16 protein-coding genes and 1 tRNA gene are annotated in these 26,427 nt (G+C 46.3%); 9 read left to right on the forward strand and 8 right to left on the reverse strand.

The window, feature by feature from the left end:
- From HMPREF0645_RS13235 to HMPREF0645_RS03020, 3 genes are all read right to left on the reverse strand, one after another.
- On the reverse strand, window positions 1-134 hold a 134-nt coding region (locus HMPREF0645_RS13235), incomplete at its 3' end, for a DUF1896 family protein (RefSeq protein WP_156777844.1).
- Window positions 135-172: 38 nt separating this feature from the next.
- Window positions 173-1,396, reverse strand: a complete 1,224-nt coding sequence (locus HMPREF0645_RS03015; RefSeq protein WP_007173374.1) for a site-specific integrase — start codon at window positions 1,394-1,396, stop codon at window positions 173-175.
- Window positions 1,397-1,763: 367 nt separating this feature from the next.
- Window positions 1,764-1,848, reverse strand: a tRNA-Ser gene (locus HMPREF0645_RS03020).
- A gap of 173 nt (window positions 1,849-2,021) precedes the next feature.
- Between HMPREF0645_RS03020 and HMPREF0645_RS03025 the strand changes: the two genes are divergently transcribed.
- Window positions 2,022-4,670: an endonuclease MutS2 gene (locus HMPREF0645_RS03025; RefSeq protein WP_007173375.1), complete on the forward strand. Its 2,649-nt coding sequence runs from the start codon at window positions 2,022-2,024 to the stop codon at window positions 4,668-4,670.
- Between the two features lie 197 nt (window positions 4,671-4,867).
- On the opposite strand, the gene HMPREF0645_RS03030 is transcribed toward HMPREF0645_RS03025, so the two are convergent.
- The 4 genes from HMPREF0645_RS03030 to HMPREF0645_RS03045 form a co-directional block, all read right to left on the reverse strand.
- Window positions 4,868-6,490, reverse strand: a complete 1,623-nt coding sequence (locus HMPREF0645_RS03030) for an MFS transporter (RefSeq protein WP_007173376.1) — start codon at window positions 6,488-6,490, stop codon at window positions 4,868-4,870.
- 77 nt (window positions 6,491-6,567) lie between these two features.
- Complete coding sequence (dpp5, locus tag HMPREF0645_RS03035) at window positions 6,568-8,748, reverse strand: dipeptidyl-peptidase Dpp5 (protein WP_007173377.1); 2,181 nt, start codon at window positions 8,746-8,748, stop codon at window positions 6,568-6,570.
- 116 nt (window positions 8,749-8,864) lie between these two features.
- The gene (gene yidC, locus HMPREF0645_RS03040; protein ID WP_007173378.1) at window positions 8,865-10,775 is read right to left on the reverse strand and encodes a membrane protein insertase YidC; all 1,911 of its coding nucleotides are present in this window, start codon (window positions 10,773-10,775) and stop codon (window positions 8,865-8,867) included.
- 66 nt (window positions 10,776-10,841) lie between these two features.
- On the reverse strand, window positions 10,842-12,449 hold the full coding sequence (locus tag HMPREF0645_RS03045; protein WP_007173379.1) for a CTP synthase: 1,608 nt from the start codon (window positions 12,447-12,449) through the stop codon (window positions 10,842-10,844).
- Between the two features lie 219 nt (window positions 12,450-12,668).
- Here HMPREF0645_RS03045 and HMPREF0645_RS03050 point away from each other — a divergent pair, with 219 nt between their 5' ends.
- Together HMPREF0645_RS03050 and HMPREF0645_RS13605 are read left to right on the forward strand one after the other, a co-directional pair.
- Window positions 12,669-13,937 carry a DUF3078 domain-containing protein gene (locus HMPREF0645_RS03050; RefSeq protein WP_419185642.1) on the forward strand — a complete coding sequence of 423 codons (1,269 nt, stop codon included), beginning with the start codon at window positions 12,669-12,671 and terminating at the stop codon, window positions 13,935-13,937.
- A gap of 130 nt (window positions 13,938-14,067) precedes the next feature.
- The gene (locus tag HMPREF0645_RS13605) at window positions 14,068-14,214 is read left to right on the forward strand and encodes a hypothetical protein (protein WP_007173381.1); all 147 of its coding nucleotides are present in this window, start codon (window positions 14,068-14,070) and stop codon (window positions 14,212-14,214) included.
- Here the strand turns inward: HMPREF0645_RS13605 and HMPREF0645_RS03055 are convergent.
- Window positions 14,197-15,207 carry a LacI family DNA-binding transcriptional regulator gene (locus HMPREF0645_RS03055; RefSeq protein WP_007173382.1) on the reverse strand — a complete coding sequence of 337 codons (1,011 nt, stop codon included), beginning with the start codon at window positions 15,205-15,207 and terminating at the stop codon, window positions 14,197-14,199. The two genes, HMPREF0645_RS13605 and HMPREF0645_RS03055, sit on opposite strands and share 18 nt — an antisense overlap.
- Window positions 15,208-15,674: 467 nt before the next feature.
- Here HMPREF0645_RS03055 and HMPREF0645_RS03060 point away from each other — a divergent pair, with 467 nt between their 5' ends.
- The 6 genes from HMPREF0645_RS03060 to HMPREF0645_RS03085 all read left to right on the forward strand — a co-directional run bounded on the left by HMPREF0645_RS03060 (window position 15,675) and on the right by HMPREF0645_RS03085 (window position 26,403).
- The gene (locus tag HMPREF0645_RS03060) at window positions 15,675-17,117 is read left to right on the forward strand and encodes a mannitol dehydrogenase family protein (RefSeq protein ID WP_007173383.1); all 1,443 of its coding nucleotides are present in this window, start codon (window positions 15,675-15,677) and stop codon (window positions 17,115-17,117) included.
- A 4-nt stretch (window positions 17,118-17,121) separates the two neighbouring features.
- Window positions 17,122-18,399 carry an MFS transporter gene (locus HMPREF0645_RS03065; RefSeq protein ID WP_007173384.1) on the forward strand — a complete coding sequence of 426 codons (1,278 nt, stop codon included), beginning with the start codon at window positions 17,122-17,124 and terminating at the stop codon, window positions 18,397-18,399.
- A gap of 76 nt (window positions 18,400-18,475) precedes the next feature.
- Window positions 18,476-21,772: a SusC/RagA family TonB-linked outer membrane protein gene (locus HMPREF0645_RS03070; protein ID WP_007173385.1), complete on the forward strand. Its 3,297-nt coding sequence runs from the start codon at window positions 18,476-18,478 to the stop codon at window positions 21,770-21,772.
- 18 nt (window positions 21,773-21,790) lie between these two features.
- The gene (locus HMPREF0645_RS03075) at window positions 21,791-23,569 is read left to right on the forward strand and encodes a RagB/SusD family nutrient uptake outer membrane protein (protein ID WP_007173386.1); all 1,779 of its coding nucleotides are present in this window, start codon (window positions 21,791-21,793) and stop codon (window positions 23,567-23,569) included.
- 87 nt (window positions 23,570-23,656) lie between these two features.
- The gene (locus tag HMPREF0645_RS03080; RefSeq protein WP_156777828.1) at window positions 23,657-24,832 is read left to right on the forward strand and encodes a BACON domain-containing protein; all 1,176 of its coding nucleotides are present in this window, start codon (window positions 23,657-23,659) and stop codon (window positions 24,830-24,832) included.
- Between the two features lie 17 nt (window positions 24,833-24,849).
- Window positions 24,850-26,403 (forward strand): calcineurin-like phosphoesterase C-terminal domain-containing protein, encoded by a 1,554-nt coding sequence (locus tag HMPREF0645_RS03085; protein WP_044123257.1) that lies wholly within the window; start codon window positions 24,850-24,852, stop codon window positions 26,401-26,403.
- The last annotated feature ends 24 nt before the right edge of the window (window positions 26,404-26,427 follow it).

A 26,427-nucleotide genomic window follows, 5' to 3' on the forward strand; every position in this document is an offset into this window, starting at 1 on the left:
TTGCAGTAGGTGGAAAGTGCTTCATCGGCTCTTGCCGTTATGAATGGTTTGTCGCCCAGCAGTTCTGGGAAATGCTCACTGAGATAGTTCTCCAACTTCAGACGGAAGTAAGATAGTTCTTTCTTGGTTTCCATAAATCTTTTATTTTAGAGTTATACGTTTTATTATATTATCAGATGCCCATCGCCTTATTAAACTTGCCGAGTTTGTCAGCGAGCTGTTCCATGTCATGCTCCACTTTCTTGTTGGTTATGCGGGCATAAATTTGTGTAGTTTTAATGTTGGTATGCCCCAACATCTTCGATACACTTTCCATAGGAACACCCTTGCTGAGCGACATGGTTGCAAACGTATGTCGGGCAAGATGGAAGGTCAGATTCTTCTTGATGCCACAAAGATCGGCAATTTCTTTCAAATATGCGTTGGTTTTTTGATTAGTTAAGATGGGAAACAGTTTGCCGTCCCGATAGGTCTTGTGACTGTACTTGGCGATGATATTCTTGGGAATGTCAAGAAGCAACACATTTGTTTCCACGCTTGTTTTCTGCCTTTTGGTCATAATCCACTGCTTGTCATCAAGCGTAACGATGTTGTCTGGTGTAAGGTTGGATACGTCGATATATGCCAGGCCTGTGAAGCATGAAAAGATGAAAACATCCCTTACTAACTCCAAGCGTTGAATAGAAATTTCCTTGTTGGCTATCTTCATAATCTCCTCATCCGTGAGAAAACCTCGATTGACAGGCTCCAAGTGAAAACGATGATTGAGGAAGGGGTCGTGATACAAAACGCCCATTTTTTGTCCTAATATTGTTATGGTCTTGAAAGTTTTCATTGTCTTGGTTGCGGTATTGGGATTTTGCCCAACGACTGTACGAAGGTAGATATCAAATTCTCGAATAACCGTATATGTAAGCTCTGATAGTTTGATATCCGACCTTTTGTAATTCCTTTGGAGAAATTCCCTGAAGTGGCGTTCGCAGACATTATATTTTTGTAATGTTGCACTACTCGCAGAAATACCGACTTGTCGTGCTATATCGGCATTGTGCTTATCAAAGAGTTGCAACAGTGTGTCAATGTCTTCTTTCTTACCCAGATATTCTGATTTGATGCGCTCCAGACATACATCGGGGTTGTCTTCTAATTTTCGATAGATACTCTGCAAGCCATTACGAATGTTGTCCAGTTCAAGATTTGTACTAAGAACGTCGGTTGTACGTCCTTTCAGTTTCTCATTCTCCTTGTCCCATAGTGATTGCTCTACCGCAATTCCTGTGGAGCCAAGTGAAAGACGTTCATTATTGAGATAGATTCTCAACATTACTGGTGTCTTTCCTTCCTTGTTGACATAGTTGCTTCTAAGATAGAAGGCGGTTCTAAAATTTGTCTTCATACTTGTTTTTTTTAATTGTAGCCAGAAATAGAGAAATTGTAGCCAGACGGAAAGGAAATTGTAGCCAAACGTCCATACTTTCAACTTCTGTAGCCCAGCTACAAAGTTCTACATAATTGTTTGAATAGCAGTAAAATACAAGTACTCTAAACGAACTCTCTACGAACTCTTGGCTACAATTTTTGTTTGCCTCAAAAAAATGTAGCCAGATTGTAGCCACAGGAGAGTATTTTGGGAGTATATACGACCTCTAAACGACCTCTGAAAAGTAAGATTTGTATAAAATAAAAGTATCGCAACTTACTGAAGTTACGATACTTACGGATTTTTGAAGTTTTTCTCAACTCTTTTTACAGAGTACTTCACGCGGAGAGAGAGGGATTCGAACCCCCGGCACCTCTCAGTGCGACGGTTTTCAAGACCGTTGTAATCGACCACTCTACCATCTCTCCAATGATGTTGCGAATAGTTTTTCTTGAAAGCGAGTGCAAAGATAGATAATAAAAATCATATATTACACTTTGTAATTTATAATCTTGACTCGCTTAAGCTTTATTAACAGATACAGAGGTCTCACGAGTCTAAAAAGAGGTAATTTTGTAACTGTTAAAAGATAAAGGTTCAAATGATATACCCGAACAACTTTGAGACTAAGGTAGGTTTTGACGAGATACGCACAAGGCTGAAAGCGGAGTGTCTTTCCACTTTGGGCATGAGTCTTGTGGAAGAGATGGCCTTCTCCTCTGATGCGGAATGTGTGAGCATCTGGATGGCACAGATCAGTGAGATGCGCCGTATAAACGAGGAAGAGGAGGATTTTCCGCTGGACTATTTCTATGATGTCCGCGACCATGTGAGACGTGTGCGACTGGAAGGCACGTGGCTGGAGGAGCAAGAACTTTTCGACTTACGGCGTTCGCTGGGCACAATAGAACGATTGGTAGCGTTTCTGTATCGTGGTGACGACTTGCCACAGAATGACGCTGAGGGCTATGGGAATGAGTCGGATGTCGTGTTGAAAAAATGGTACTTCCCCCATCTGCATGAGTTGGCTGACGGCGTTGCTACATTTCCCGTGTTGATTCAGCAAATTGATCAAATCATAGACAAGTTTGGACATATACGTGACACGGCTTCGCCAGAATTAGCAAGTATTCGGCGCGAGCTGGCACGGACAGAAAAATCTGTCTCCCGGATATTAAGCGGTATTCTGAATGTTGCGCAGAATGAGGGAGTGGTTGAAAAGGATGTTACACCCGCCATTCGAGACGGCCGCTTAGTCATACCGGTGGCTCCGGCTTTGAAACGCCGTATCTCGGGTATTGTACATGACGAGAGCGCCACTGGGAAAACAGTGTTTATAGAGCCCACGGAGGTGGTGGAAGCCAATAATAAAATCCGCGAGCTCGAGAACGAGGAGCGTCAAGAGATTGTGAGAATCCTGACGAAGATGGCAGCTCGAATCCGTCCCCACACAGCCGAAATTCTCGACTCATATCATTTTCTTGCTCAAATAGATTATATACAAGCCAAGGCGAAGATGGCCGTCCAAATGAATGCCATTGAGCCCGAGGTGAAAGATCGACCCTATATCGACTTCATCCGCGCCCGTCACCCCTTGCTCGAATCTCACCTGAAAGAAGGACAAGTGATTGTACCTTTGGATATTATGCTTACTCCGGAGAAGCACATCCTGATCATCTCAGGGCCGAATGCCGGTGGCAAATCGGTGTGCCTAAAAACGGTGGGACTTCTTCAATACATGTTGCAGATGGGCCTTAGCATTCCGGTCGGAGACCGCACCACATGCGGTATTTTCCAAGACCTGATGATTGATATTGGTGATGAGCAGAGTTTGGAAAACGACCTGAGCACCTATTCCTCACACCTGCTGAATATGAAGAACATGATGCGTCAGGCTTCTGCCAACACCCTGATACTGATCGATGAGTTTGGCACCGGTACCGAACCTCAAATAGGCGGAGCTATAGCCGAGAGCGTTTTGGGACAATTCTGCAAGCGCGGAGCATGGGCAGTAATCACCACTCACTATCAGAACCTGAAACATTTTGCAGACAACCACACGGGCGTGATCAACGGAGCAATGCTCTACGACCGCCACGAGATGAAACCCTTGTTTCAGTTGGCCATTGGCCGTCCGGGGAGTTCGTTCGCCATCGAGATTGCTCGCAAAATAGGACTGCCTGAAGAGGTGATAGCCGAAGCTTCCGAGTTGGTCGGTTCAGATTATATTCAAAGCGACAAATATTTACAGGACATCGTTCGTGACAAGCGCTACTGGGAGCAAAAGCGCCAAGCCGTGCGTCAACAGGAAAAAGATCTGCGCAAACAAATTGAGCGTTATGAGACCAACATTGTTGATGTTGAAAAGCAACGCAAGAACATTTTGGCCAAGGCCAAGCAGGAGGCAGACGAACTCCTGAAAGAAAGCAACCGTCAAATAGAAAACACAATCCGAGAGATTCGTGAAGCTCAGGCAGAAAAGGAGGACACACGTCGTATCAGAGCTGAGTTCGACGAGTTCAAGCAGGATGTGGAGCAGGGCAAATGGACCAAGAAGCGAAAGCCTGAAAGCGGAATATTGAGCGAAGATGATTTTAAAAAGAAAGTGGAGGAGATCAAAGCTCGAAAGAAACGACGGGAAGAGCGCAGAAAGAACAAGGACGCAGCGTCTCAGAAAGCCGCCGAGGCTCTGCGTGCTGCAGCTGCAAGATCATCACAACCGAGAAAGGCCAACGATATCGAAGTGGGCGACGAAGTACGTATCAAGGGAATTGCATCCCAAGGTCGTGTCGATGCTGTGGACGGCAAGACGGTTACCGTCATTCTTGGTGGTATTAAGACAAAAATAGAAAAGAAACGACTGGAACTCGTTGATGCCAAGAGGACAAAAAAAGATACTGCGGGAGAGGGGGAAACTCTATCTAAGATGGACAAGCTGAAAGCCAACTTACAAAACGACAGCATCTCGCATGCTACCCAGGCTACCATCGATGAACACAAACGCACCTTCCGCCAAGACTTAGACATTCGAGGAATGCGCGGAGACGAAGCCTTACGGGTCGTTCAGAATTATATCGACGATGCGATATTGATGGGTGTGCATAAAGTCAGAATATTACACGGCAAGGGCAACGGCATCTTGCGGCAACTGGTTCGCCAATACTTATCTTCCGAGTCGAACGTAACCCATTTTGCCGACGAGCACGTGCAGTTTGGCGGAGCCGGCATTACGGTTGTCGATTTAGGATAATGACACACTGTTCACGATATCATTGACGTTCATTCTATTCTCGCTCATGGTTCTGTGCAAAACAGTTAGATTTTGGCAATAAAACAAACAAATTGCCAAAATCTAACAAACTATGAACACTCATATACCGTTAAGGGTCAAGAATAACGAAGTGTTGATTCCTGACCCTTAACGGTAAAGTTGTATCTATAACGATGTTAAGCCTTGATGTTGGGTTCCTCGAGGCCGAGTCCTTTTTTCTTATCGACCGCCTTGAGAATGAGTCCGATGATGAGAGCTGCCACACCGAGACCGGCCAGCATGATGAGCGGCGCAGTGTAGTCGAGTTGGGTAGCGTCGGTCACGCCGGGGTTAGTCTTGTCGAGCACCTTGCCAATGAGCAGGGGGAAGAGCCATAGGCCAATGTTCTGAATCCAGAAAATCAAGGCGTAGGCCGAACCAATAATCTTCGCGTCGACTAGTTTAGGCACACTCGGCCAAAGCGACGCAGGCACTAACGAGAACGAAGCACCAAGTACGAGAATCGTGAGATAGGCTACGATGACACCGCCCACCTGACTATCCTTGAACTGAGGCAGAACAAAAGCAAAGGTGAGGTGACAGGCGATCAGCAGGAGCGAACCAAGTATCAGCATCGTCGCTGCCTTACCCTTGTGGTCCACATAGTTGCCGAGAATCGGCGTGATGCCCACGGCAAGCAGTGGGAACACGGCAAACACAGACTCGGCAGACTGGCGCATGTAACCCATATAGCAATAAAGAACGAGCGAGGCAATGGAAATACAAAGCACCATGTGTTTGATGCTCTTTTGCTTCATGAAGTTAAACATGAATGCTGTGGCAGCCACAATCAACATGATGGCATACTGAACGAGGGTTGCCGAGGTGGACGTCCAGAATGAGTCGGAGGGCAATTCAGTAAACGTCAGGTTGCACTGCAACATGTTCACCGCATACTTCTGGAAGGGGAAGATGGCAGAATAATAGAGCACACAGAGCAGGGATACAAGCCAGAAGCCCATGCTGGAAAGAATTTGTCCGATATCTCTGATGTGGAAAGAATCTTCCTTCTCCTCAGCCTCACCGGTCTGTTCATCCAGTTTCCTATCCAGAAAGAAGTAAACAATAAACATGATCAGTGCGATGCAGAGCAGCACAACACCAAAAGCCACCGACCGAGAAACATCAACCTGGCCACCCAACTTGGCAAAGAAGGGGGAGAAAATCATGCAGGTGGCCACGCCCAGACGTGCCAATGCCATTTCAGAACCCATGGCCAATGCCAGTTCGCGACCTTTGAACCATTTCACAATTCCACGAGAAGCCATGATACCGGCCATCTCGACACCACAGCCGAAGATCATGAAGCCGCAGGCAGCAACCTTGGCAGAAGCCGGCATGCCCTCATAGAAGGGCGACACGCCCAACTGCTCGAACACGGGGATGTGGTTCAGATTTTCTGTAAACCACGCCTCTACCCCACTGCCCATGAAACTCTCGCTGATGGCATAATACTTGATCAGTGCACCAACGAGCATCACCATACCCGAAAGGACAGCCGTGAAGCGCACGCCCATCTTGTCGAGAATGATACCGGCAAAAATGAGGAAGAATACAAAAACGTTCAGAAAGGTTTCTGAGCCCTGCATCGTTCCGAAGGCCGTGGAATCCCATCCGCGTTCGGTGAGCATCAAATCCTTGATAGGAGAAAGGATGTCCATAAAGATGTAGGAACAAAACATGGCCAATGCCAAGAGGAGGAGTGCCGTCCATCGCATGGCAGCAGAGTCTCGAAGTGTGTGTTGAACTTGAGTAGTCATAATGTGTATCGTAGTTATTTTCTATCGAGTAAAAGTTGCCATGAGCGACTCCCATGGAGTCGTTCATGGGTTAGAGGTTAATTCTTCAACCAGCGGTCGAGCCAGTTGAAGAACGTACGCTGCCACAGGATTCCGTTTTGCGGTTTCAGCACCCAGTGGTTTTCATCCGGGAAAATGAGCAGCTCGGCCGGAATGCCACGCAAGCGGGCTGCATTGAATGCCCCCATACCTTGGTTGGCATTGATGCGATAGTCTTTTTCTCCGTGGATGCAGAGGATGGGCGTATCCCATTTGTCGACAAAGCGGTGAGGACTGTTGGCATAGGTTTTCCGCGCAGCTTCTGTCTGGTCCTTGTTCCAATAGGCATCGTCATATTCCCAGTTGGAGAACCATACTTCCTCGGTATCGGTGTACATCGACTCTAAGTTGAAGGCTCCGTCATGAGCGATGAAACACTTGAAACGCTTGTTGTGATGTCCGGCAAGATAGTACACGGAGAATCCTCCGAACGAGGCGCCCACGGCTCCAAGACGGTCTCTGTCTACATAGGGAAGCTTGTTGGCTGCATCGTCAATTGCCGAGAGGTAATCGTCCATACATTGTCCGGTCCAGTCCTGACTCACGGCCTCGTTCCATTCGCTTCCAAAGCCGGGCAATCCGCGTCGGTTTGGTGCCACAACCACATAGCCGTGTGCTGCCATAATCGACATGTTCCAACGGTAACTCCAGAATTGGCTGACCGGACTTTGTGGTCCGCCCTCGCAGAACAGCAAGGTGGGATATTTCTTGTTCGCATCGAAATGGGGCGGCAGGACAATCCATACCAATTCTTCTTTGCCGTCGGTGGTCTTCACCCAACGTTGCTCCACGGTGGGCATGGCCAGCTGGTCAAAGATATGTTTGTTCTCATCCGTAATCTTAGCCACCTCCGACTTCTTCTCTTTCTTGCTCGGCGTGAGCACATAGAGGTCGTCGGGATGCAAGAACGAGTGACGCGTGACGAGCAGTTGTTTGCCGTTGCCCATCATTTGCAGCGAGCCGTAGTCATACCAGCCATCGGTGAGCTGCATCACACAACCACTCAAATCCGTTTGGTAGACCATCTCCGTGCCATGCCAAACCCCAAGGAAATAAAGTGTTTTGGAGTCCGGAGCCCAACAAAAGTCATCGACATTGGAGTCGAAACTCTCCGTGACATATTTCTTTTCGCCCGTTTTCAGATTGTAGATACACAGGCGGTTGCGATCGCTCTCATAGCCATTGCGAGCCATACTCTGCCAGGCGATGTACTGACCATCGGCCGAAAACTTCGGATTGATGTCGTAGCCCACGTTCATATCGCCCGCCTGCCTGTTCACAGCCTGATTACGCATGCTCTTGGTGGGGTCTATTCGGGGTTCCTGATAGTCTGCCGGCTTGCAGAGATTTCGGGTTTCACTGGTCTCTATATTATAGAGGTATATATCCGCATCGGTAGAGATAGCATAGTCTACTCCCGTCTTTTTGCGTGAGGTGTAGGCCACCTGCTTGGAGTCTTTGCTCCAATCAATCTGTTCTATACCACCGAAAGGAGCCATCGGACATTCGTAAGGCTCGCCCTCCATAATATCTATGCCTTCGGAAACCGAATTTCCGTTCACCTCGGCAAGGAATGGATGGGCGATAGACTCCACATAATGATCCCAATGGCGATAGTTCAAGTCGGTCACCAATCGTCCGCTGGCCTTGGGCAGGTCGTCCGGATTTTTTTGTATAGTACCATAATAAGGCAGACTCTTGACGAGGATGACATGCCGACCATCAGGCGAGAACTTGAATCCCTCGATATCGGTTTTCGAGTTGGTCAGTTTCTCGCGGCCCGTTCCGTCGGGATTCATCTTCCACAACTGACCCTCCCTCAGGAATGCTATCTTTTGCCCATTCTCTATCCAGGCGGCATCGGTCTCGCTTTTGGCATCGACCGTGAGTAGTGTGGGGGTGGCGATCTTCTTTCCCACCTTGGTAGGCTGGACAAAGAGCATGGTGTGGCTCTTGTTCTCCTTCACGCTGTAATAACTCACGTGATAAACCACCTGCTTGCCATCAGGAGACACTTGTGCACCGCCAATCCTACCCATAGCCCATAAAGCCTCGGGCGTCATGAGGTCGCAGTTTAAAGCTAAAAGTGAAGTGGTATCTTTCTGAATCATGGTTTGTGCATTGGCTTGGGGCTGGTTTAAAAGCAGAATACCCAATGCCAGAGCTATCGCTTTGTTCATTGTTGTTGAATTTTTAAGACTTACAGGATCGTTATAGGATTCAAAAAAGTAAAACAAAACCTACAGGCCACCAAACCATCGGTTTCGGAACGGCCTGTAGGGTATGGGTTGTCAGGTTACAATCCTTTCTTTTTCCGGTTGAGATCGTCTTGCTTCCGACGCTGCTCCTCCATCTGTTTTTGTTGCATTTGCTGCAAAGCCTGCATGCGTGCCATCATACCTTTCATCTTCTGCGGATTGTTTTGGTTTTCCTTGTAGCGTGCTTCAAGAATGGCCAGAAGCTTTTCTTCGTTGGTTGTCTTGCGCAGCACAAACATGATGGCAGCCGACATGATGAGCGAAACGAAATAGTAGAAATTCAAACCTGAGGAGTAGTCGTTGAATATGAAGAAGAACATCAGCGGCATGAGATACATCATCCACTGCATCATCTTCATCTGCTCGGCCTGCTGACCCACCATCTGGTCTTTCTGCATCTGCATCGTAAACCAGCTGTAGATAATCTGAGCGCCACAAAACAGAATACACGTCAGCGAGAGGTGGTCGCCGATGAGCCACAGGTTGGTGTTCCATTGGAGAATGGGATCGTAGGTCGACAGATCATCCATCCACAGGAAACTCTCTCCACGCAACTGGATGGCGTTAGGCACAAAGTTGAACATGGCAATCCAGATCGGCGCTTGGATGAGCATGGGCAGACATCCTGAGAGCGGTGAGACACCATATTTGGCATATTCTGCCATCATAGCCTGCTGTTTTTGCATCTGGTCTTCGGGCTTGTCAAACTGCTTCGTGGCGGCGTCGAGTTTGGGTTTCAGCACGCGCATCTTGGCCGAACTCATATAGCTCTTCTTCACCATAGGATAGGTGATGGCCTTGAGCAGCAAGGTGATCAGGATGAGTACAATTCCCATCGGGAACCACTTGCTCAACCAGTCGAACACATAGATGGTGAACCAACGGTTGATGATGCGGAACAAAGGCCAACCCAGATAGACCAATCTTTCCATCTGAAGGTCTTTGCCAAAGGCACTTTCCTCCTCCACACTCTGCAACAATCGGAAATCGTTGGGGCCGTAATAAAATTCAAATTCCGTCGGCGTGTTGCCGGTCGGATCGAAGAACGACTTCATCTTGGCTTGGTATTGCTTCAGATATCCGCTCCCCTTCTCCTGTGGAATCGACGTCATCAGCGTGTTGGTGCCCAAGTTATCCTTGGCAATCATCACGGCTGAGAAGAACTGGTTCTTGAAGGCAACCCAGTCGATGCTCTCTTTAATTTCCTCATCAATCTTTTCATTAGAGGCATTCAGGTAGTCGGTGCCACCGTCGCTTTCATGATAGGTGAGTGTAGCGTAGCGCGCTTCGAAAGCAAATCCCTTCTCCTGTTGCCGCACCTTATCCTGCCAGTTGATGGCCATGGTGCTGGTGTTTGGAGCGAAAAGTCCGGCCATACCGCTGACTTGAAACTTCATGCGGAGCAGATAGCTATCACCCAGACTGTAGATCATCCGAATGGTCTTGCCCGCCCCTGCTTCGGCGGTGAACACCACCGTGGAGTCTGTTACTTCCGAGGTTTGGAAGAAAAGGTCGGCCGTAGAGATATTGGCCTCCTTGGCAACAAGCATATATTCTATGCTCTGCTCGTCTCCCTGAAACAGGGTGACGTCCTTTTTCTCGGTGATGTTGTCCTTATAGTTTTTGACAACAGCCTTTTTAACCTGTGCACCTTTTGTTGAGAAGGTAAGTTCCAACTTATCATTTTTCAGCACAACGTCCTGAGCCTGACCCGTGAGGGCATGATGAAAGAGCGCTGTTGTGTCTTCCTGAACCTGCTGACGGGCAGCCTGCTGGCGCTTGAAAGCAGCAGCCTTGGCATCCTTCTCGGCCTTGGCGCGGTTGACATGCGCAATGGAGTCTTTCACAAATTGTGCTCGCTGCTCTTCCTCTGAAGGTTGCGCATACCAGCTGAATCCGATGAGAACTACCGCTATAAGGACGAATCCTATGAGTGAGTTTTTATCCATGTTTTTTTGAGCGTTAAGGCGTTGGGAAGTCAAATGAGGTTTGTCGCTTGCCAACGCCTTGGTCTATTATTTCTTTTTATTATCAATTGCATTTTTCACAAAGTCCACGAACAGCGGGTGTGGCTTGAGCACGGTGCTCTGGTATTCGGGGTGGAACTGTGTTCCGATATACCATTTCAATCCCGGAATCTCCACGATTTCCACCAGATCGCTCTCCGGATTGCGTCCCACACACATCATTCCATGACGTTCGAACTCCTGCAAATACTCGTTGTTGAACTCATAACGGTGACGGTGACGCTCCTGTATGTACTCTTGCTTGTAGATGTTCATCACGCGGGAATCCTGCTTGAGCACACACTCGTACGCACCAAGACGCATGGTACCGCCCATGTTTGTGATGTTTTTCTGTTCCTCCATGATGTCGATGACATTATGCGGCGTCTTTTCGTCTATTTCGCGCGAGTTGGCATCTGCATATCCCAACACATTGCGGGCAAATTCGATGACCATCATTTGCATACCCAGACAAATGCCAAAAGTGGGGATATTATGCGTGCGGGTATAATGTGCAGCGATGATTTTGCCTTCTATACCGCGCTGTCCGAATCCCGGACAAATCATGATGCCATCCTGTCCGGCCAGCTTTTCGGCAACGTTTTCTTCCGTGATGTGTTCGGAATTGATGAATGTGATGACCGTCTTGTGATCATTATAGGTACCGGCCTGTGACAAGGCCTCGCGTATGCTCTTGTAGGCATCTTGCAGGTCGTACTTGCCCACAATACCAATTTTCACCTCTTCCGTGGCTCTGTTCCTCCGCTCGAGGAACGCACGCCAAGGCCCGAGACTTGGCGTTTCGCCGATAGGCTCGCCCACTTTTCTCAGGATGGCCGTGTCGAGTCCTTGCTTCTGCATGTTCACGGGCACTTCATAAATACTGGGAAGGTCTTCACTCTGGATCACACAGTCCAAGTCTACATTACAGAAGGCAGCCACCTTTTTGCGCATCTGGTCAGGGAGATGCTTCTCTGTGCGCAGCACCAAGATGTCCGGCTGAATACCCACACTTTGCAGTTCCTTGACCGAGTGCTGGGTGGGCTTGGTCTTGAGTTCGCCGGCAGCATGAAGATAAGGTACATAGGTGAGATGCAGGTTGAGGGCATTCTTCCCCAACTCCCATTTAAGCTGTCGGATGGCCTCCATAAACGGTGCACTCTCGATGTCGCCAATCGTACCGCCAATTTCGGTGATGACAAAATCATAATGATATTTTTGTCCCAGCAATTTAACGTTGCGTTTGATCTCATCCGTGATATGTGGCACCACCTGAATGGTCTTGCCCAAATAGTCACCCCGGCGCTCCTTGTCGATGACAGCCTTGTAGATTCTGCCTGTCGTGAGCGAGTTGGCCTTGGTGGTTTGTATTCCGGTGAAGCGTTCATAGTGCCCAAGGTCCAAATCGGTTTCCATGCCGTCCACCGTTACATAGCATTCTCCATGCTCATAGGGGTTCAGCGTGCCCGGGTCTATATTGATATATGGGTCGAATTTTTGAATAGTAACATTATACCCCCTTGCCTGTAAAAGCTTGCCAACAGAAGAAGAAATAATTCCTTTACCAAGAGAAGAAACCACGCCTCCGGTGACGAAGATATATTTTGTTTTTGCCACGATCGTAAGTGTTAAATGGTTGATGTGTAATTTGGTGCAAAGGTAGCATAATTTTACGAAACGCACAACAAAACAAAATGAAACTTTGACGCGGGGGACAAAGAATTGTTTGAAAGAAAAAATGTTAAGTTGTAAGTATTTCGTACAATAATTATTAACTTTGCAAGCATGAGGTGGGTTGCCACTTCCTATAGATATAACGTCAAACCCATGAAATCGATGAATAAATATAAGTTTGGTGCTATCTTGTTGATGGCTGTTATGCTTTTGCCTCTGACCGTATTGGCAAAAGGAGATAATCATCCGGTACGCTATTGGCTGTTGCCACAGCGCAGCCTCCTGAACTATGAGGATTCGCTGAGAATCTTTGGCGACTCCCTATATCGCAAAGATGTTGTGGTGCCGCCTACCCTTTCCAAACAAGACATGGCTCCCTTGTTTTTACCCTTGACGTTCTATAAGAATATCAGCCACAACGCCTTTGTTCTGAACAAGGATCTGTCACCCTTAGACTTGCAACTTCTGCATGTGTATTTGCGGCGTCCCGACATGGTGGAGAGCACCCAGAGCGAGTTGGAGAAGGCCGGTCCGACACTGGCTCCAAAGACCGTGGCCGACAAGCCCACGGTCATGGTGAAACAGCCCGCGGCCAAAGAACCGGATGTCATGCCGGTGGATGTTGTCGTGCTGAAACCTAATTTTTGGACGCTTACAGGCGACTATTATCTGCAATTCCTGCAAAATTATATTTCAGAAAACTGGTATAAGGGCGGAGAGAGCAACTATTCCATGGTGGGTGCCCTGACCCTTGAAGCCAATTATAACAACAAGTCTAAATTCAAGTGGGAGAACAAGTTGGAGATGAAATTGGGTCTCCAGACTTCCAAGAGCGACTCCCTGCACAAGTTGAAAACCTCTACGGACATGCTGCGATATACCGGCAGAGTGGGTTTGCAGGCCTCCAAACGCTGGTATTACACCTTTCAGGTGGTGGCCACCACACAATTCATGCCCAACTACAAAACCAACCAGCATGCAGTTCTGGCCGACTTCATCTCTCCCCTTAACGTCAACACTTCTATCGGTATGGACTATAGGGTAGACTGGTTCAAAGGTAGACTGAAGGGTACTGTGCACTTGGCTCCATTGGCTCACAACTTTAAATATGTCGACCGACTGGCACTGGCATCGCGCTATGGCATTGACGAGGGTAAACACGTGCTGCATGATTTCGGTTCGCAGATGACGCTCGATCTGAAATGGAAATTCACCGACAATATCCTTTGGCAGACCAGGCTATACGGCTATACGACTTATCATCGCGGAGAGATTGAATGGGAAAACACGTTCACCTTTCAGTTCAACAAGTATATCTCCACGAAATTCTTTGTTTACCCCCGATTTGACGACGGTCGCAAACGTGATGACAAGCACGGCTACTGGCAACTGAAGGAGTATGTCTCCTTAGGATTCTCCTATAACTTTTAATTCGGCTACTTGCTGTGCTGCTCCTCAAAAAGTTTACACGGAAACGCCAAACAAGCGCTCAGATATTCTATTGGAAAATTAAAATCCTATATTTGCCTACACGCTCATTTTGGTCTAAACGCGTAAAATTATGAAGAAGCATTTAAACCCGTTGGAGAAAGAGTTTCTCATTCGCCAGTATTTCAACAATCCGGATGTAAGCCTCAAGTCATTCTGTGAGGCGAACAATGTATCAACCAGTCCGTCTTTTCCTGAGGTTTCAATAGTCTTCAGTTGAGTCGCGATATATGATATTGGCATCAACAACGATTTCTTCTGTTGTTGAGGAATCATTATCTATATGCTTGATGATCAGCCTTGCTGCTTCCTGTCCCATTTCAAACTGGGGTGGTTCTACCGTAGTCAATTGTGGAGAAACTATTGTGCTCAACTCTGTGCCAGAGAAACCTGCTACAGCGATGTCCTTAGGAATTTTTCTTCCCAGTGATTTCAGTCTGTTCATAGCTCCTATGGCCAGTGTGTCGGTGAAAGCAAATATCGCATCGAATTCTTCTTTCAGGATTCGGTCTACGGATGCAGCTCCGGAAAAGTAGGACAAGCCTTCTGCTTCAATGTCAATACTGGGATTATATTGCAGGCCATAGCGTTTGATGGCTTCTATGTATCCGTTGTGTCGTAATACCGAATTATAAACCACGCTGCTGTTGGCACCAATGTAAGCAATATGTTTCCTTCCAGAGCGGATGAGATGCTCGACCAAAAAGAATGCCTTAGTCTCATCATCGATGATCACTTCTGGTGCCTTGATGCCATATGGGATACGATCGTAGAAGACAACCGGCACACCACTATCCATGACTTTTTGGAATATATCGGTGTTTTTATGATAGTCACATAGGCAGACTATGATGCCGTCGATCATGAACTGTTTCATAACCTCCAGGTTCATGCGTTCCTTTTCCCAGTCCTCACTTGCAGAAGCAATGAGCACTTTGTAGTTCTTCGCGTAACATACATTCTGTATACCTTCAATCACTCGTGCTGCATAAGGTGTTGTCATCTCCGGAACCAGCACACCAATGGTCTTGGTGTTGCCGTTCTTGAGGTTCAAGGCGACAGGATTTCTTCGATAACCCATTCTGTGGGCTGTGCTGATGATTTTGTCGCGGGTTTCCTTACTGATGTTCGGATCATCGTTGAGAGCCCTTGAAACAGTTGATACAGAAACCACAAGTTCTTTAGCGATATCTTTAATCGTTACGTACTTCATAGGTGTCTTGAATCTATTTTCATTAGGTAATGTAGCAAATATACATAAAATTCGTGATATATAAGCCAATGGGAATAAAAAACAGAAAATAATTTCCGAATGGTCTTCCTTTTTGAAGGAAAAGAGTCAGAGCCAGTATATATACCTTTGTCCTAAATACGTGCTTTAAGCCACATTATTAAATTGCCCCCTCAAAATGTAGGCTTATGAGAATGGTATGTAGCTTAGTCGTGCATAAAGATATTTTTATCTTAGTATTTTAGGCAGTAGGTCGAAATTATGGAGAGAGTTTTTGGTGTATTGACACTGGATGCAAACGTTTCCATTTTTTTCAAACGTTTGCGGGAACGTTTGCGTAAAGTTTTCACTTGACATGACGCATTTTTTTATATATATTTGAAATTGCTAAGCCTAATGATTTAAATTAACTATAAAAACCAATGTTAAACTATTAATACCAATTTATTATGAACACTATTGTTAACACGTTTACTTATGACCGCACCAACGTTAAAACCGGAATACTTCATTTTGGCGTTGGAAACTTTCATCGCGCTCATCTTGCGTATCTGACTAACCTGCTATTGGAGCAGAATCCTGATCAGCGTTCTTGGGGACTCTGTGGAGCCATGATACTACCTCAGGATGAACGCCTTTATACGGCTCTTCATAACCAGGAAGGTGAATATACGCTTACCGTATGCGGACGTGATGGTAAGGACCAAACATGGCTTATCGGTTCACTCGTGAAGTTGTACTGGGGCATGAATAATCAAGAAGCTATCCTCAATAAGATTGCAGATCCGGATATCAAGATTATCACTTTGACAATTACCGAAGGCGGATACAATCAGGAGAAGTCTACCGGTCGTTTCATGTTGGAGAATGAGATGATCAAGCACGATCTTGAGGATTGGAAACACCCAATGACAGTCTTTGGATATGTAGCAGAAGGTCTCCGTCGTCGTCGTGATGCCGGTGTCGGTAAAATCACTATCCTCTCTTGCGATAATCTTCAGCATAATGGCGACACTTGTTGTCGTTCGTTCACCACTTTTATAGAGGCTCAGGACAAAGATCTCTACGAGTGGTTGAAAGCCAATGTAACATTCCCTAATAGCATGGTCGACCGTATCACTCCTGCTACCAAGCCAGAGGATATTAAACGCTTGAATGAGCGTAATGGAACTCATGACGAAGCACCTGTATATACGGAGGATTTCATACAGTGGGTTATCGAGGATAATTTTGCTGCAGGCCGTCCTGATTGGGAAAAAGTAGGAGTGGAATTCTGTAAGGATGTGAGTGCTTACGAGAATATGAAGCTTTCTCTTCTCAATGCCAGTCATACGCTTCTTTCATATCCATCTTTTTTAGGTGGTTATCGTAAGGTCGATGCAGCCATGCGTGATGGGCGTATCGTGAAGTTTGTGAGAGATTTCATGGAGATAGATATTACCCCTTATGTACCTGCTCCCGGTAATACCGACCTTGACGAGTATAAGCAGACTCTTATCGAGCGTTTTGCCAATCGCACTGTGAGCGACCAGGTGGCACGTCTTTGTTTCGATGGTGTCAGCAAGTTCCCTGTATATGTGATGCCTAACCTGATTCATATGATTGCCGATGGTAAGGATCTCATACGTGTGACCTATCTTTTGGCTGCTTACCGTCACTACTTGAAGTATCATAAGGATGATGATGGTGCAACCTTTGAGGTAGCCGAGCCATGGCTCACTGATAACGACAGGAAGCTTATTGCCAGTGACGATGCCGTAGAGTTCCTGCATCTCTCACCATTTGAGAGTACCGATCTTGCAGCTTCTGAAGTTTTCAAGGTTCAATATCTCAAGTTTGTAGAAGCCATTGCAAAAAATGGTGCTATGAAGACATTGGAAACTATCATATAGACTTATGGAACAGTTGCGTCATTACAGTGTAGGACCATTTATTTTTCTCACCTTCGTATATTTCCTCGTCGGCTTCCTGACAACCATTAATGGTCAATTTCAGGGACCGCTGAAGATAGCATTCCTCAGTGATGCCGGAGATATAAAGAACACCTTCACTACACTGATATCCTTTTTCTTTTTCCTGGGCTACCTGCTTAACAGCAGTGTAGCTGGAAGATGGATTGACAGGCATGGTTATAAGAGTACCATGTTACGTGCCCTTGTGTGTATGGTTGCAGGTCTGTTGTTGTATGATCTTGCCGCTTATATTGTAGTACATTATTATGATATACGCATAGCGTATACAGGAGGTTCCATCCCATGGGGCTTCATAGTATTCCTCCTTGGATCATTCCTTATGGGAACCTCGGCTGCAATTCTGCAGGTGGTGATCAATCCTTATGTATCAGCTTACAACCTTCCGGGAACACGTCCTGCACAACGTCTGAACATCGTTACAGCCGTCAATTCCTTCGGTACGACAATAGCACCGTTCTTCCTGACAATGGTTGTATTCTCTGGCGTATCACTTGATGATATCACCGCTAACCAGCTTCTGGTACCGTTCCTTGTTATAGCCGGCATCATAGCCCTTGTCACGGGATTGTCTACTCGTATGTCACTTCCAGACTTGTCTGGGACACGTGCTGAAGGCAATCAGAGATTACCAAGGAGCATTTGGTCCTTCCGTCATCTCACATTGGGTGTCATTGCCATTTTTTTCTATGTAGGTACTGAGGTCTCTATAGGTTCGAATATTAATCTTCATGCTATGGAACTCCGGATGGGAGATGGTGTACCAGCCCTTTTGGCCACCCTCTATTGGGGAGGATTCCTTGTTGGACGATTCGTTTCTACTTTCTTCCGTGACTTCAATCCTCGGAATACCCTCATCGCCACTACCGTCATCTCATCAGTACTCATCGTTATTGCCATTGTGAGCGAGAACCTATGGTTCCTTTGTGCAGTGGGCTTGTTCCATTCTGTGATGTGGAGTTGTATTTTCACTCTTTCCACACAGGGTCTGAAAGAATATACCTCTAAGGCATCCGGCGTTTTCATGATGGGTGTTTTCGGTGGTGCAGTCTTCCCTGTAGCCCAAGGCTTCTTTGCTGATGTGATGTGTAGTTGGCAATATACTTGGGTCATCGCTCTTGCCTGCGAGATTGTCATGCTCCTCTATGGTCTCTATGGTTATAGGGTAACAGATGAGTGGTGCCTGAGTAATCTGGAAAAATAATAGAAATTCAACATTACTGCAATAGAATCATAATACTAACCTGGTACTTTTCAGTACATTTTAAAATAAGAAAGTTATGAACAAATGGAGTAAACGATCTGTAGCTCTCTTCATTGCTTCCTGTGCCATGTCGGCAACAACATTTGCTCAAGGCATAATCAAGGGAGAAGTGAAAGATGAGAATGGTCAACCACTAATCGGTGCTACCGTCATGGAAGAAGGCACCGAAAATGGTGTAGTCACCAACATCGATGGCCGGTTTTCTATCAGTGTCAAGCCTGGAAAGAAACTTCGTATTTCCTATGTTGGCTATAAGTCCAGCGTTGTTATTGTCCATTCAGGTGATAACAAAATCATTCTAAAAGAAGAGGGGAAAAACCTCAACGAACTTGTTGTAGTTGGTTATGGTATGCAACATAAGCGTGACCTTGTTGGTACAGTATCACAGGTCGGTGGTGAGGTCTTGGAGAACCGAGCCAATCCTAATGTCACCCGCTCCCTCCAGGGGGAGATTCCAGGCCTTACCATCACCATGACCGATGGTAAGCCTATTCGTTCTGGTAATATCAAGATTCGTGGTGCTGTTAATTCTATTGGTGCTGGCGGCAATGCCCTTATCCTTGTTGATGGAGTGGAGGGAGATCTGAATGCTGTGAATCCGGAGGACGTGGAGAGTGTATCTGTTCTGAAGGATGCCTCTACCAGTGCTATCTATGGTGCTCGGGGTGCTTTTGGTGTTATTCTTGTGACCACCAAGAAAGCCAAAAAAGGAGCTCCTGTCGTGCGTTATTCCGGTAACGTATCTCTCCAACGTCGTACTGTGAGGCCTGAGACTGTCAACAACGGCCTTGAATGGGCTACCAATTTCTATACAGCTTATGTTAACCAAAAAGGTACTATCCCCAGTGTGATCGGTAATGTTTTCAACAAAGGTATCAATTCTTGGGAGGACTGGTACGGTGAACTCAAGAAGCGTGATGCTGATCCAACCCTTGAGAAGATGCGTACCAATAAGAATGGCTATTATGAATATTATGGTAATACCGACTGGTTCGGTCGTATTTATAAGGACAACTCCTACGCTACTCAGCATAATCTGAGTGTCAGCGGTGGCAATGACATCGCTACCTATCTTCTTTCAGGAGGCTATAACTTCAATAATGGTGTCTATAGCGAAGGTGGTGAGAGCTTCAAACGCTATAATCTGCGTGCCAAAGGTAGCATTCGTATCCGTCCGTGGTTATTGCTGGAGAATAATGCCGAGTTCTGGCAGCGTAAGTATCATGAGCCTGCGGTAATGTATGCTTATTATCCAACTGATATGTCATCGCTCATCCCAATTCAACGCCAGATGGAACAACAGCTTTATCCGATGACTTTGGAGAAGAACCTCGATGGCACATGGACAGAAGCTTCTGTCTATTCTGGATGGGCTGGCTTCTGTGATGGTGACTCATGGCGAGAGTATAAGGATATGCGTATAAGGAACACCTCGACATTGACGGCTGATATCCTCAAGGATGTGCTGCAGGCTAAGGCTGATTTTACCTATAATCATTATCATGCTACTCGTAACCAGGTTGGTAATCTTTATACTGGCTATCGCGGTCCTGATATTCCTGTGGTCCATCAGTCTTTCAGTTATCTTGAAAATCGTTTCTATGATACGGATTATCTATCGAGCAATGTAATCCTTACCTTTACCCCTAAGCTTGGTGAGGACCATCATTTCTCCGCCATGGGAGGTTGGAATATTGAGGACGAAAAGTACAAGAGTACTCGTGTAGAGCGTAACAACCTATTGGTCAAGGACAAGCCAAACTTCAATCTTACAGATGGTGATGCCTATTATATCAATGATAACGGCAGCTACAGCTGGGGATTCATAGGCGTATTCTACCGTCTGAACTATAACTGGAAGGGACGTTACCTCATCGAAACCAGTGGTCGTTACGATGGTAGTTCAAAATTCCCAGCAGCCCAGAAATGGGGGTTCTTCCCTTCTGTCAGCGTTGGTTGGAGAGTCAGCGATGAGAAGTTCATGCACGCCTTTCATGAGAGCTTTCTGGATAACATGAAGATTCGTCTTTCTGCAGGTTCTGCTGGTAATGGACTTGTCTCTCCATACCAGTATCTCTCTACCATGTCTGTTGCTACATCGAATGTTGTTGCCAATGGTCAGCTGCTTTCATATACCAACGCTCCTACACCTGTTCCTACGGGCCTCACGTGGGAAAAGACTGCAACCTATAACATAGGTGTTGATGTGGACATGTTCAAGGGACGTCTTGGATTGACTTTTGATATCTATCGCAAGAACATCACCAATATGTATGTTGTAGGTCAGGAACTTCCTGCTGTTTATGGTAATTCTGCTCCAAAGGGTAATAATGCCGATCTCCGTACTAACGGTTGGGAAGCTAGTCTGAGCTGGCGTGATCATTTCTATCTTGCCGGCAAGCCTTTCAACTGGAGCGTCAAGGCGTCAGTCTGGGATGCAACCAGCAAAATTACCAAGTACACCTCTACTACCAACACCCTTCCTACCATCTATGCCACTCATTACTATGAGGGTATGACCATTGGAGAGATATGGGGTTATGAGGCGGATGGCTTCTTCCAGAGCAAGGAGGATGTTCTTAATTCTCCTTCACAGAGCTATTTTGCCAACTACAAGAGTGCAGGTACAGTCTGGGAGGCTGGTGATTTGAAGTTCAAGGATCTCAATGATGACAAGTACATCAATCCTGGTAACGGCACCCTTTCCAACCATGGCGACCTTAAGGTCATCGGCAATACCACACCACGCTATTGTTACAGTTTCTCCCTCAGTGGTAACTGGAATGGCATCGGACTATCTATGTTCTGGCAGGGAGTTGGCAAGCGTGATTGGTATCCTGCGCGTGAGTCCTCACTTTTCTGGGGACAGTATTCACGCCCTTACAGCTTCGACCTCCCATGGCAGGATGGCAACAACTGTGCTGATATTGATGAGGAAGGTAACATTGTCAATGCTGGAGCCTACTGGCCAAGAAAGCGTGGTTGGATTGCCCAAATGCCTAAGGGTATCCTTTCAAATGCCAACACCATGTATCTGCAGAATGCAGCTTATCTCCGTCTAAAAAATGTGACCCTCTCTTACGAATTCCCTAAGACATTGATTCGTTCCATGAAATTATCTCAGCTTCGTCTGTATGTGACAGGTGAGAATCTCCTTACCTTCACTCCATTGCACAAGCATGCCAAGAACTTTGACCCAGAGGTCATCAGTGCCGGTGATCACGATGGACTCAATAAGGTCGGTGTCGTAGGTGAAGGATACAGCTATCCAATGATGAAGACCTATACCGTTGGACTGAACATAACATTCTAACTTTTAAAGCGTAAGACAATGAAAAATAAGTTATTCCTGGCTCTGGGATTCTTGGCGATCGCCTTTACATCATGTGATGATTATCTCACCCGTGAGCCATACAGTAAGATTGATTCTGAAAAGTTTTTCGCCAATGAGGATGAACTGAAGATCTATGCCAATGGCCTGTATGTCACATTCATGCCTACAGCAGCAGGCCTGAGTCTTGGTAACACCACTGCCGATAACATCGCTGTTAGCAGCTGTGAGACATTCCTGCATCCTGATTTCGATGTCGACAAGCAGGGTGGATGGACATGGAGCACATGGCATGACCTTTTCCGCTGTAACTACTTCCTTGAACATATCAACAAGGCAGCAGGAGTAGTTTCACCTACCATTCTTGATCATTATCGTGGGGTGGCGCGTTTCTGGCGTGCATGGTTCTATTTCGGAATGGTGAAAACCTACAGCAATGTTCCTTGGTACAGCAACACCATTGCTCAGAATGACTCACTGCAACTGTACAAGCAGCGTGACAGCCGTGAGCTTGTCATGGACAGTGTACTTGCCGATCTCGATTATGCTTGTGCTCATCTCCAAACAGCTAAGAGCTATCTCATTACGAAGTATGTAGCACTGGCCTTTAAATCCCGTGTATGCCTCTATGAAGGAACCTTCCGTAAGTATCACCAGACAAATCCTGCCACAGGACAGCCTTGGACAGAGAATGGTAGTAGCGCTCGTTATCTTCGGGAATGTGTCAAGGCCAGTGAGGCGCTTATCGATAGCAAGGCTTACAGTATTGTCAGCGGTGATTCGGATTCTTATCGAAGTCTTTTCAACCAAGAATCTCCAAAGACACAGGAGATCATCCTTGCCCGTGAGTATAGTTCACAGTTTGCAGTGACACATAATGTGACCCAGTCGTTCGTGTCGGCAGGTAATGATTCCAAGCGTTGGTCTCCTACACAGGAGTTCATCAACACCTATCTTAAACGCGATGGAAGTCGCTTCACCGATCAGCCTTCTTACGACCAGCTGTCCTTTGCGGATAACTGCAAGAATCGTGACTGGCGTCTTGCACAGACCGTCATCACGCCTGCCTATCAAAAGAAAGTCAGCCAAAAGATGCAACACTATAGTCCTAACTGGAACATTACCCTTTCAGGCTATCAGATCATCAAGTTCAATCTTGATGATACTTTCTATGAAACGACAGGCCGTGGCATTAACTCATTCCCAGTACTTCGCTATGCTGAAGTCCTTCTCAACGAGGCAGAGGCCAAGGCTGAGCTGGGTGAGATGACAGAGGGTCTTTGGAATAAGACTATCCGTCCTATCCGTGAGCGAGCTGGTGTTGATGGTAAAATTCCTGTTGATGCCGACCCATACCTCATCGCATACTATCATAATAAGTGTACTGATAAATGGTTGTTGGAGATCCGTCGTGAGCGAGCCATCGAGCTTTTTATGGAAGGTGGTAACCTACGTTATAACGATTTGATGCGCTGGAATGAGGGAGAGATGCTCATGAACCATTGGTCAAGTATCTATATCGGCAAGAAGGGAAAACCGATCGACTCTGACGGTGATGGAAAGGTAGATCTTGCTGTAGTCGATAAGGTACCTTCTAAAAAGGTGTCTGGTGTATACTATGTGAACTTGAGCAAGAGTCCTTTTTATCAGTGGAAAGATGGACGACTGCATATTGCTAATGATGCCAGTTGGACTGACAACAAATATGTTCATCCTATCCCTCGTGCAGCCTTGGTGAAGAACCCTGCTTTGGGTCAGAACTATGGCTGGGACAAATAGTAGCATCTGTTGTTTAATCTATAAAGAAATCATGTCATGAAAATATATATTCATCTTTTTGGATTCCTGATGTTAGGAACTATGGTTATGACGTCCTGTTCGGATGACGAGAAGGGTTTCGTGTTGCGTAGCGATGATTCCATCACTCTTACAAGCAGTGGCACTTCCAAATTGTTTACCATATGTACAGATGGTGATTGGACGATCACTACAAACTCGACTTGGTTGGACATCGATAAAAAGTCTGGTCAAGGTGATGGCTCTACACGTGAGCAGATTCGTGTCGGTGCCCAGCGCAACACTTCTGCCGAACGTTTGGATTCTTTCCTGATCCATGCTGCGGGCAAGGAACTTATCGTTCGTGTCAAGCAGGATGAGGGAAAGCCTTTCACTTTAGGCACTCCCTCTCTGTCTCTTGCCTTGCAGTCGGGTGTGGATGCCACTGGTGTAGCTATCAAAATACCATATACCTATGGTTATAACGGTATGAAAGTCACTTTCAATGTTGCGCTTTCTGGTGTAGGTGCCGATGGTCTTTCTGTAGACCCCTTTACAACGACCCTGTCATCTGAGAAGGGTACCGTAGAGATCCCTCTCAAAGGTACTCCTTCCACTAAAGGAGACATCACCTTGAATGTTACCTCTGATGATACCGATGCGAAAACAGTTTCCCTTACAGCCAAGGTTTCCAACCGTATCCTTATCGAGCAGCACTTTGATCTTTGTGTATGGGGCTCAGATATTGTTGCCAACAAACCTGGTGTCAAGGGAGGGTATATGGAAACCCCTGAGGGGCGTGTCGTAGATCCTAGTGTTCCCTTGAAAGCAACCAATACCACTGATGACGGTGGTGCTGATTTCTTTGCGGTCTTTGCTCCTTCATTCCTTGCCTCACGTGGTATGACGGGATGGTCAGGTCTTGAGGTTCATGAGCACCCTGGATATGTGAAGATGGGAACTCGTAAGGTCAAAGGTTATATCACCACTCCAGCCTTGGGTTATGCTCCAAAGTCTGGTGTAGTCACTGTCACCTGCCAAGTGGCACAATATAGAGGAACTACGGGCTCTAGTCTTGTTATCAAGGTGAGTGAGGGTACTCCATCCATTGCTACCTACAAGTATCAGCATGATGGCACCATGACAGGTCAGGTTTGGGAAACCGTGACCTTTACTGTCAGTGGTGTTACTGCGGATACTAAAATCACCTTCACTACAGCTAACGCTACTCGTTTCTGTATCGATGATATAGTTGTCAGTGAATAACAATGAAAGTAATGAATATGAAGAAGATAATCTCAAAAATATGGATGCTGACGGTTTTGTTGGCCGTTGAACCTTTGACTTCGTGTGGTACAGGTACTGACGATATCAGCGGAGGTGGAGGAATCGAAGGTGTAGAGAAACCTTCCACTGAGGATTTCACCCCTAAGATTGGCAATGATCTCTATGGTCAGATCACCAGTCAGGCAGGACAGGCTCTCCAGGGTGTAGTCGTTTCTGATGGTTATACTTGTGTTACTACCAATGCCAAGGGCTTTTATGAGATGAGGCGCAATTCTTCTGCTCGTTTCGTATTCTATTCCATCCCCAAGGGTTTCAAACAGAGTAGTGCCGATTTCTATAAGTCTCTTTCTGAAGGCATCAAGCGTTATGATTTCAAACTTGAGACAGCTATCGGTGATGAGAGTCATTTCTATCTGGTTGCTATGGCCGATCCGCAGATAAGAAGTGATGACAGCTACCGCCGTTTCCGTCAGGAAGGAATGGAAGAACTCAAGTCTTTCATCGGTAATTCTACCTTACCAGTCCTTGGCATTACCACAGGAGATGTCTGCCATGAGGAATGTCCGACATACATGAAACCGATGCGTAGCTTGCTCAATTCCCTTTCCATGCCTTGTTTTTCAGCTATAGGCAATCATGATTATTTCAAGGTCGACGGTAGTACCACGAAGCCCCGCAGCAGTGAGACTTATGAGAAATCATGGGGACCGACGTGGTATTCCTTCAATAAGGGGGACGTGCATTTCATAGCTCTCGATAATGTGAAGTATTCCGATGGAATGACTTATAAGGGAGCTTTTAGTCCTGAACAGATTAGCTGGATGAGAAAGGATCTGAGTTATGTTGATAAGAGCAAGCTCATTGTCGTATACTATCATATCCCTGTTCGTGATGATAAGAATTACGAGGGGCGTAATGATATGCTCAGTCTTTTGGCTGGCTATCCTAACCGTATCTTGATTTGTGGGCATACCCACTACCTGCGTAATTATGTCACCAAGGCACCTGTCAAAGTGGAAGAACGTATCAATGCCGCAGCTTGTGGTGCTTTTTGGCATTCTACCATCAATGGCGACGGTACTCCTAATGGATTCAGCGTCTATGAAGTAAAGGACAATCAGATCGTTGATAACTGGTACCAGGCGGTGAACCAACCAAAAAATTACCAGATACGCCTATTTCATGGTGATGCACACTTTGGAGGTCCTTATGGAGCCTATAAATATGGTTTATCGTCTGACTATGTTGTTGCCAATGTATGGAATTGGGATTACCGTTGGAAAGTCTATTGCTATGAGGATGGTGTACTGTCGGGAGAGATGATCAACTCATTGGATAAGTTCCATCTTGATGCTTGGGCTTGTGGTTATCACATCGGAGTCCTCCAGCGTAAAGCTGATGATTTTGAGAAATACACCATGCACGACTTCATCTATAAACTGAAAAATCCATCTGCAAAGGTGAAGATCGTAGCGACAGATGGTTATGGTCATACTTATACGCAGGATGTCTTTACAACGGATTTCAACGAAGCAAAAGAATATAAATAATTTATATACACTTAAAAATAATAT

The organism is Hallella bergensis DSM 17361, assembly GCF_000160535.1.
GTDB classification, from domain to species: domain Bacteria; phylum Bacteroidota; class Bacteroidia; order Bacteroidales; family Bacteroidaceae; genus Prevotella; species Prevotella bergensis.